Genomic DNA, 8,430 nt, shown 5'->3' with positions numbered 1-8,430 from the left:
ACCGCATGCCGAGTGTGCGGCACCCGCTTCACCAGATCGTCCAGCAGCCAGCCCAGATCAGCCGACGAACCAGACTTCTGCATCACTGTCGTCCTCACCTTCTGCGCCTCTGGTACTTCACTCCGAGGGCCGCCTGCGCGGGGAGTGCCCGGGTCCTCACAGAGAAGAAGCCGCCCGGGACGGCGGGTGCGCCGACGCGCCCGCCGCCGCGCGCAGACCCCTCAGGTGGAATGCCAGGTCGCGATACAGCCTTGGGTCGTGCAGTTCGACGTCGAAATCGGGATGCTCGACATGGATGAGGCCCCTGTCGAGCAGGTCGCTGAGCACTTCACGCAGCCCTCGGCCGCCGACCGGGATGCGCAGGTCGTCCAGCAGGACGCGGATCATCACGTTGTCGTGCGCCACCGCGCCGCAGTAATGGGCGATCTCCAGAACACTGCGGGGGAGCTGGCACAAGCCCAGGAGGCGCAGGTATTCGGGACCGAGTGTCTCTAAGTCGGCCAGGGCGTGCCCCATGGCGGGACGGGGCACGCCGCTGCCGGTTCCGTTCTCCGCGACGTGCAACGGCACGGTCGCGACGACCATGGTGAGCGGATGGAACTCGCGGTGCCGGAGCTGCCGGGAAGCGCCGGAACGGGTGACGTCAGGTCGTGGCGCGTCCGCGATCATGCGCTGCTCCGGAGGCTGCGACTGGTCGTTCATCATCCTCGCCGTGTCACTGCCCGTCCGGGCTGGTGTCCGTCTCCGCGGGCGCCGCGGCATCCCTCGCGTCGGCGGCCTGGGTGCGCTGGGCGTCGGCGCGGCCTTGACGGGTGAGCTTCTGGTAGTTGCTGAGGCGGCGGCGGACCTCTTCGGGGTTCGGCGCGTCCTCGGGGACGTGACCGGCGTCGACGGAGGACGGCTCGCGCAGCGGTTCGGCGAGACTCTCCTGCGGCCTGCGGATCGGCAGCCCGTTCTCGGTGAGGGACTCCTCCGCCTCGGCCGCCCGGCCCGCGGTGCCGTTGTCGGCGGGACGGCGCCCGTCCTGCACATCGGCGCGCTGGGGAATCCGATTGCCGGTGGCCGGGGTCCGCGGCCCCTCGGCGTCGCGGGAACCGTTGGCCTGGGAGGGTGCGGCGTCGGAGCGGACCAGGCTCAACGTCGGCTGCGGCGCGGTGGACGGGGCGCCCTGCGGGCGGCCGCCGCTGGGGAGGGCGTGGCCGCCGGAGACCGGGCCGGCGACAGGAGCCTTCTTGGGCTTGGGAGCCGGGGGAGTCGTCAGAAGGTCCTTCGGCAGCAGGACGATGGCCTGGACGCCCCCGTACGGGCCGGTCGTCAGAGTGACCTGGATGCCGCGCGCCTTGGCGCACTGGGCGACCACGTACAGACCCATGTGCTTGGGGTCCAGCTCGGCGGGCGGGTTCGCCAGCAGGTGGTTGTACTCCTCCAGCTTCTCCGGCGTGAGTCCCAGACCGTGGTCGACGATCTCGATGGCCACGCCGCTGGCGGGGTAGGTGACGGAGATCTGCACCGGGCTCTGCGACGGCGAGTACTTCAGCCCGTTCTCGATCAGCTCGGCCAGCACGCGGACGACGTCGTCCACGGCGGGCCCGATCACCCAGTAGTCCTTGGTGACGGGCTCGCTGACCACGCGGTCGTAGTCCTCCACCTCGCCGATCGCGGCACGGATCAGGTCGTAGAGGCTGCGCGGCCGGATCAGACCGCGGATCTGCCTGCCTCCGGACAGCAGCTGCAGGTTCGCCAGGAACCGGCCGATCAGCACCAGCTTGTTGTCGACGACGAAGAGGCGGCGCAGTTCGTCGGTGCCCAGGTCCGGACGCCGCTCGAGCTCGTCCAGCGTGCTGAGCGCCTGCCTGACCAGCGCCTGGGGCCGCTGCGCGACCTCCTGCAGCGCCTCCTTGTGGCGGTTGTGGATGTCGATCTCCCGGACCGTCGAGGCGACGACGTCCCGCGCCAGTTCGTTGAACGCCTTGGCGACGCGCGCGATGTCGTCCCCGCCGCCGCTCAGCGGCGGAACCTCGGCGTCGACGTCGACCCGCTCCCCGCTGCGCAGCCGCTCCACCACATGCGGCAGCTTGCGGGTCAGATCCTCGGCGGCGGAGCGCAGATCGCTCAGCCCGCGGGCGAGGTTGCGCAGAGCGGTGAAGGCGAGCCAGGCCGAGGCGATGACCGCCACCAGGCCGAGCCCGCCGGCGACGGCCAGACGTCCGATGACGCCGGCGACCATGGGGAAGGACCGCTCGACCAGCCGGTCACCGCCGGCGTCGATCGTCTCGTCCCACTGCTTCAGCACCTGGTCGGTGGCATGCTGCCACTCCGCGGGGCGCACGACGGCCCGCCCGGCGGGGCGCTGCTCCTGACGCAGCCGGTTCTGCAGCCGCTCCAGCTGGGCGAAGGCGGGGGTCTGGCTGAGGCGCTCGAACCTGTCCCGCACGTCGACCGACAGGGAGGCGCCGGCGTCACCGGTGACCTGCCGCTGCGCGCTGATGGCCTCGATGATCCGCTGGTAGTCGCCGGCGGCGAGCCGTCCCTTCGTCAGCACCTCGGCCACCGTGGCGTCCTCGCGGGCCAGCATCTCCCGGGCGCGGGTGAGCTCGATGAGCGCACGGCCGTCCGCGGCGAGCTCGGGGTCGTCCAGCCCCGCCGTGGCACGGCTGATCCGGAAGGCCGCGTCGATGGCGTCGTTGTACACCTGCGCCGCACTGGCCCCCGAGACGGCACCGGCGTCGACACCGTCGCGGACGCTGGCCAGCCTCCGCAACCGCCGGTCCGTCTCCTTCACATACGGCATGATCTCCTGGTCGGCCTTGAAAGCCTTCTTGCGCCACTGCTCCACGTAGCGGTCGGTCTGGGCCCGGACGTCACGCCGCGCCTGCGCCCTGGCACCGGCCGAGCGGGCCGACTCGGCGATCTGCACCAGCGTCGCGCGGCGCTCCACCTGCAGCACGTTGATCAGCGTCTTGGTGGGCCGTCCCGCGGTGTTGTCACGGGACTGGACGGTCCACAGGTTGCCCGCGTCGTTCCAGGTGACCCAGGCGGCGAAAATCCACAGCGCGAACAGCGCGATCAACATCACGGTGATCTTCGGCCGCAGACGAGCCTTGGGGGTACGGCCGTCCTGGCGCAGGCGCGAACGCATCAACAGTCCTCGTATCAACACGTGCCGGAGGGAGGAGAGCTGTGGGGATGCCCCGGAGGCTGCACGACCTCAGCAGGCCCACATGGCTCGCTGAGAACACTAGCAACGTCGATAACGCTGCGAATGTCGAATGTCTCCCAGAGGTATGGGGCGACGCGGGGCCTGCGCGGACGACTAGAGCCGGTCCCAGTAGTCGTCGCGGCGGCGGCCGTAGAAGTTCCGGCTGAACTCGATCTGCCGGTGCAGGTAGTCGGCTCCGTGCGGGCAGCGGTCGCGCAGCGGCTCCAGCAGCCGGCGGCAGTCGGCCAGCAGGGCGTCGATGGTGCGCTGGACGGCGCCTTCGTCGCCGTCGACCAGGGCCAGCGCGTTCAGGTCGCCGTTCTCGCCCCAGGTGCGGTCCCGCTCCTGGGTGGCCAGGTCGTTGTACAGCCGCAGGATCTGCTGGACGCGCTGGCTGGCCTCCTCCAGCTCGTCCAGGCAGGCCAGGATCCGCTCGTCGCAGGTGGCGATCCAGTGGGTGATGTTGACCCAGGTGGAACCGAAGTTGTCGGCGTTGTCCAGGTACTGGTCGAGGGTGGGCCGGCCGGAGGTCTTCCAGTGCCATTCGCGGACCATGGCGGTCAGCATGCGCTCCAGCGCTCCCCGCCAGCGCGGCCGCAGCGTGCCGTAGGCCGGTGCGGCGGCCAGCTCGTCGCGCAGGTCGGCCAGGAACTCCGCGAGCGTGTCGCCGGGCGCGGGTCGGCCGCCGTCGGCGACGTCACGGCATCGCCGCACGGTGTCCTCTACCTGGTCGGCCTCGGTCGCCAGGGTGTCGACGATGTAGTCCAGCCCGAAGATCCACAGGCTGGTCCGGGCGCTCGGCCGCAGCTGCTCGGTGGTGCAGCCGGGGGCCTGCGCGGTGACCGCCGAGGCCACGCCGAAGGTGACCTTCTCGCTGAACGGAGGGGAGGGGAACAGAGCGCGGTACCGCTCCCTGGCCTGGTCCAGATCCGCCTGGCAGTCCAGCAGGTCGCGTCCCGCCGTCCCCGGGGCGGAGCGGCGGTCTGCGGCGGTCTCTTCCACGCCCTACTCCTTGTCTTATGGCACTTGTCGGTGGGCACTCGCCGGTCGCCGTGCCGCCGGTGGCGCCCACCGGGGACGCGCCGCGCGGCGTGGAGCGGTGCCCGCTCCGCGCCGCGCTGATCATGGAAACGGCTGCGGCAGTCTAGTACCGCTCGGCCCGCGCCCGGGGCCGAAGGGCGATCTTGACGGGCTGGTTGGGGATCAGCGCCAGCGACACCCGCGGTTTGAGGTCGGTCGTGCCGTGCTGCACGACGGGACGGCAGCGGCGCAGCAGGGCCGTCAGGATCAGCAGGGCCTCCAGGAAGAAGAACGGCTGGCCGACGCAGCTGTGCTCGCCGTGCCCGAACGCCAGGTAGGCCAGCCTGTGCCGGTCGGCGGACGGCGCCGGGTCGTGGCGGTCCGGATCGAAGCGGGCGGGATCGGGCCAGACGTCCGGCACCCGGTGGGTGAGATACGGGCTGATGATGATGTACGAGCCGCCCTTGATCCGCACGCCGTCGATCACGTCGTCGTCGCGGGACTTGCGGGGGATGATCCAGCCGACCGAGTAGATCCGCAGCAGCTCCTTGAGCACCTGCCGGGTGTAGGGCATCTGCCGCTGCACCTGGTCCCAGCTCGGGGAACCCGACGCGATCACCTCGTCGACCTCGGCGTACATGCGCTCGGCCACGTCCGGGTGCTGCTCCAGCACGGGCCACAGCCAGGTGAGGGCCACGGCCGTGCTCTCCGAGCCCGCGACGAAGGTGGCGACCAGGTCGTCGCGGATCTGCTGGTCGGTGCGGCCGGCGCGGGCGAGCAGCCCGGCGATCCCGGGGGCGTCGGCCCCCTCCTCCCGGGCCATCCGCACCAGCGGCAGCACCAGTTCGTCGACGGTGGCCACCGCACGCTTGAAGCGCTTGTCTCCCGGCAGCGGCACCCAGTTCGGCGCCCACGGCAGCGCGAGCCGGGCGACGAAACTGGTCACGGCGACGCGGATGGCCTCGCCGACCACCGCCGAGTCGTCGAGCGAGATCCTGCTGCCGAAGAAGACGTTGTTGACGGCCCGGTGGATGATGCCGGTCATCTCGATGTAGCAGTCGAGCGACCGTCCGTCGGCGCTGCGCCTGACCAGGTCCTCCACCGCCTCGTCGATGGCGGTGGCGAGCCCGTCGAAGGCGTTGCGGAACGCGCGTCCGGTGAACGCGGGCTGCAGGGCGGCGCGCGCCGCCTTGTGCGTCGGGCCGTGCGTGCCGATGCCCTGCTCGCCCACCAGCCGCTGCATCGGCTTCCACATCATGCCTTCGCGCGGGTAGTTCTCGGCCGTGGCTCCGTGCAGCACATGCTCGACGTGTTCCGGCCGGGTGACCAGGTACGGGCGGAACGCCAGCATGTTCACCCGGCAGATGGCGCCCTCGTGCTCCTGCACGATGTCGGTCAACGCGTTGTACAGGTCACCGGTCTTGCGCAGGCCGTGGGTGACACGTCGGAACGGGATGGTGATCGGGTCTCGCGCGTGCTGGTAGCTCGTGCGGGTGTGGTCGGCGGCGATCGACAACGCTGCCCCTTTCCAAGACGCGGCCTTGGGCTGGCAGAAGCTGTGGGACTTTCAGGTGCGCCCCTCGCGTCTCGCGAGTCCCCCGTCGCGCGGCGTGGTTCATGCCATTACGTCTGGCCTGCAGGTGGCGCGGGTGACCGATTGCTCGTCTGCACTTGGCGAACTCCACCACAAAATAGACAACGCGCTGATCCTTGCACCACTTCGTAACGAAGTATCACATAAGCCGCAATCTTCTTACAAGATCGTCTTGGGTGACGGTCATGAGTCACCGGGTGAGCCCGCGTGCGGGGGTGGTGCGGCGCCGACTTGGCGGGCCGGCGATGGGGGCCGCCCCAGCGTTCATGCCCGCGATCTTCGGGTCCCAATCGCACCGACGTACGCGGCGATCGCCCGGCGGCGGGACGACCACCCAAAATCACGATCTGCGACCGCCGTGCCGGCCGGATCCGCGCCGGAGCCGCACCATGCGCTGATCGCCGACCTTTTCGCCGATGTGGCCGACGCCCAGCCCGTATGGGGCCGTCCTCCCGCCCAGCCGAAAACGGCGGCCAACGTCGGCGAGGGCGTCCCCTCCGGGGCGTCCACGTCATCGCTGACCGGACCTGGAGGCCGGGTGCGGCCGACAACAACGACCGCGCCGCGCGCCCATGCGCACAGCATTACAGTGTTCGCCGCCAATCGTAACAGGGTCAGTCAGGACGGCTGGTGAGTGAGGACGGATACGCGCATGCCCATCGCAGGGCCGAGAGAGCGGCTGCGGTGCGCGGTGCGCGGCCTGGACGTTGACGCCGTTGCGGTGCGGCTCGACCGGAGCGCCGACGAGCGCGCCTGCCACAAGACCGACGCCGCTGCGGCCGTGCAGGTGATGCGCCACTGGCCAGGCCGCAGCGCGGTGCAGCCGCAGGCAGTGCCGCGCCCCGGTGACCGCGTGGGCGGTCGGGAGATGAGGAGGTCGGGGCGCGGCTGAGGACCCGTGGCATGGGCGCGTCTGCGGTGGCGGCGGCGCCGGGCGGGGTGGACAGGGACGTGCCGCTGGCGGTGGCGCGGTGGGCGGGGGCGGTGCGCGCGGTGGGGCTGGTGCTCGATGGGGACGAGTGGCGGTTTGGAGGTGCCGGTCGACGCGGTGATGGCGGACGCGGCGGCGTAAGGCCAGGGAGGGGGCGGCGCCGGGCGGAGCGGGAAAGGACGTGTCGATGTCATTGGTGGTGGCGCGGTGGGGGGGGAGCGATGCGCGCGGTGGGGCTGGTGCTCGATGAGGGATGAGCAGCGGTGGAGAGCGTCTGGGGCGGCCGATGTCGCTGCCGTTGCGCAGGTGATGTGCCACGGGTTGGGCCGTGGCGTGGTGCTGGGGCGGGCAGTGTCGCGTTCCGGTGAGCGTGCGGGCGGGTTGGGAGATGAGGAGTTCGGATGCGGATGAGGGCTCGTGATTTGGGTGCGTCTGCGGTGGCGGCGGCGCCCGGCGGGGCGGACAGGCACGTGTCGCTGGCGGTGGCGCGGTGGGCGGCGGCGGTGCGCGCGGTGGGGCTGGTGCTCGATGGGGACGAGTGGCGGTGTCCGAGCTGGCTGATGCCGTTGCGGTCGCGCAGGTGGTGCGCCACTGGCCTGGCCGCAGCGCGGTGCAGCCGCAGGCCGCGTCGTGCCCCGGTGATCGCGCGGGCGGGTCGCAGATAAGGGGGCGGGGTGCGGATGAGGGCCCATGACTTGGGCGCCTGTGGTGGTGGCGGCGCCGGATGGGGCACTTAGGGACGCGCGCTGTCGTTGGCGGTGGCGCGGTGGGTGATGGCGGACGCGCGCGGCCCGGTGGCGGCGGCCGAGCGGACGCGGCGGCGTACGGTCAGGGCGGGGACGGCGCCGACCGCTGTGATGGCGCGCACCGCCCGGTGGTCGGAGAGAGCAACGGCGTCCACAGCCGCCGGTGGGGCGGATCCCCTCCCCGGCAGGCCGACGTATCGCGTTCCGCGTGTAGGAGAAGCGCCTATGGCGTGGAGTTCCTAACGCTTATTGCGGACCTGCTGGATGCCGAACGCCACAGGGGTGCGCTTCAGCGCTGTACCGGATGGATGTGAAGCGATGAAGAAAGGGTCTTCCACCGGCATCATCGCCGGAGTCTTCGGGACCGTCATCGGGCTCGGGTTCATCCTCACCGGACGGAGCATGCGGACGAGCGATGACGTGATGTGCGGCTCGGAGGTCATGTACAGCGGGGATCGCTGCGTCAGCACGATGAACGGCGAGCAGGTGGGCGAGGAGAAGCCGATCGGCGAGCAGAGGTCGGCCAACCGGAGGGAAGGGCTGTTCATGATGCTCGTCGGCACCGGGGTGGCCATCGGCGGTGCCTGCAAGCTCGTCATCGATCCGAAACCGTCGCCGCCCGTCTCCGGCGCAACCTGGAGGAGCGAACGGCACCACCACGGGGTGGCCGCGGCCTCCGCACTCTTCCCTTCCGCCGAACCACCCGCAAGGGGCTCAGTGGCCTGCATGGCCGCAGACGCCCCCAGGCGGAGCGGGCCGACCGCCCCAGCGGCCGTAACCCGAATCAGGCACTGCCGGTTACCGGTCGGCCGGTGAAAGGCGGGCCCACGCCGAAGCCGGCCGGCTTCGGCAGGCGCTGCGTCAAACCTGCGCGACGGGGTCCAGCCCGCGGACTTTCATGGCGTGCATGACGAGGTTGATCAACACGTTCTTGCAGGAG

General features: G+C 71.1%; 6 protein-coding genes. All 6 read right to left on the bottom strand.

Annotated features, from left to right (window positions below; translation table 11 throughout):
- Positions 1–156: 156 nt before the first annotated feature.
- The 6 genes from ABD879_RS31055 to ABD879_RS31030 all read right to left on the bottom strand — a co-directional run bounded on the left by ABD879_RS31055 (position 157) and on the right by ABD879_RS31030 (position 8,218).
- Positions 157–705 carry a hypothetical protein gene (locus ABD879_RS31055; protein WP_345025320.1) on the bottom strand — a complete coding sequence of 183 codons (549 nt, stop codon included), beginning with the start codon at positions 703–705 and terminating at the stop codon, positions 157–159.
- Between the two features lie 10 nt (positions 706–715).
- Positions 716–3,139: a sensor histidine kinase gene (locus ABD879_RS31050; RefSeq protein ID WP_345025319.1), complete on the bottom strand. Its 2,424-nt coding sequence runs from the start codon at positions 3,137–3,139 to the stop codon at positions 716–718.
- A 174-nt stretch (positions 3,140–3,313) separates the two neighbouring features.
- Complete coding sequence (locus tag ABD879_RS31045; protein WP_345025317.1) at positions 3,314–4,201, bottom strand: terpene synthase family protein; 888 nt, start codon at positions 4,199–4,201, stop codon at positions 3,314–3,316.
- A 142-nt stretch (positions 4,202–4,343) separates the two neighbouring features.
- Positions 4,344–5,735, bottom strand: coding sequence for a cytochrome P450 (locus ABD879_RS31040; RefSeq protein WP_345025316.1), 1,392 nt, complete (start codon positions 5,733–5,735; stop codon positions 4,344–4,346).
- A 1,742-nt stretch (positions 5,736–7,477) separates the two neighbouring features.
- A complete protein-coding gene (locus ABD879_RS31035) occupies positions 7,478–7,612 on the bottom strand; it encodes a hypothetical protein (RefSeq protein WP_345025315.1) in 135 nt (44 codons plus the stop codon).
- Between the two features lie 117 nt (positions 7,613–7,729).
- Positions 7,730–8,218, bottom strand: a complete 489-nt coding sequence (locus ABD879_RS31030) for a hypothetical protein (RefSeq protein WP_345025313.1) — start codon at positions 8,216–8,218, stop codon at positions 7,730–7,732.
- Positions 8,219–8,430 lie beyond the last annotated feature (212 nt).

Origin of the sequence: Actinomadura keratinilytica (assembly GCF_039539665.1) — a bacterium.
GTDB lineage: Bacteria > Actinomycetota > Actinomycetes > Streptosporangiales > Streptosporangiaceae > Spirillospora > Spirillospora keratinilytica.
The sequence above is the reverse complement of the archived record's forward strand: the minus strand, read 5'-3'. Positions and strand labels throughout refer to the sequence as shown.

Excerpts from the sequence above, each read along its gene's own strand:
- ABD879_RS31055 (WP_345025320.1), bottom strand. The coding sequence starts at position 705 with ATGATGAACGACCAGTCGCAGCCTCCGGAGCAGCGCATGATCGCGGAC.
- ABD879_RS31050 (WP_345025319.1), bottom strand. The coding sequence starts at position 3,139 with ATGCGTTCGCGCCTGCGCCAGGACGGCCGTACCCCCAAGGCTCGTCTG.
- ABD879_RS31030 (WP_345025313.1), bottom strand. The coding sequence starts at position 8,218 with ATGCAGGCCACTGAGCCCCTTGCGGGTGGTTCGGCGGAAGGGAAGAGT.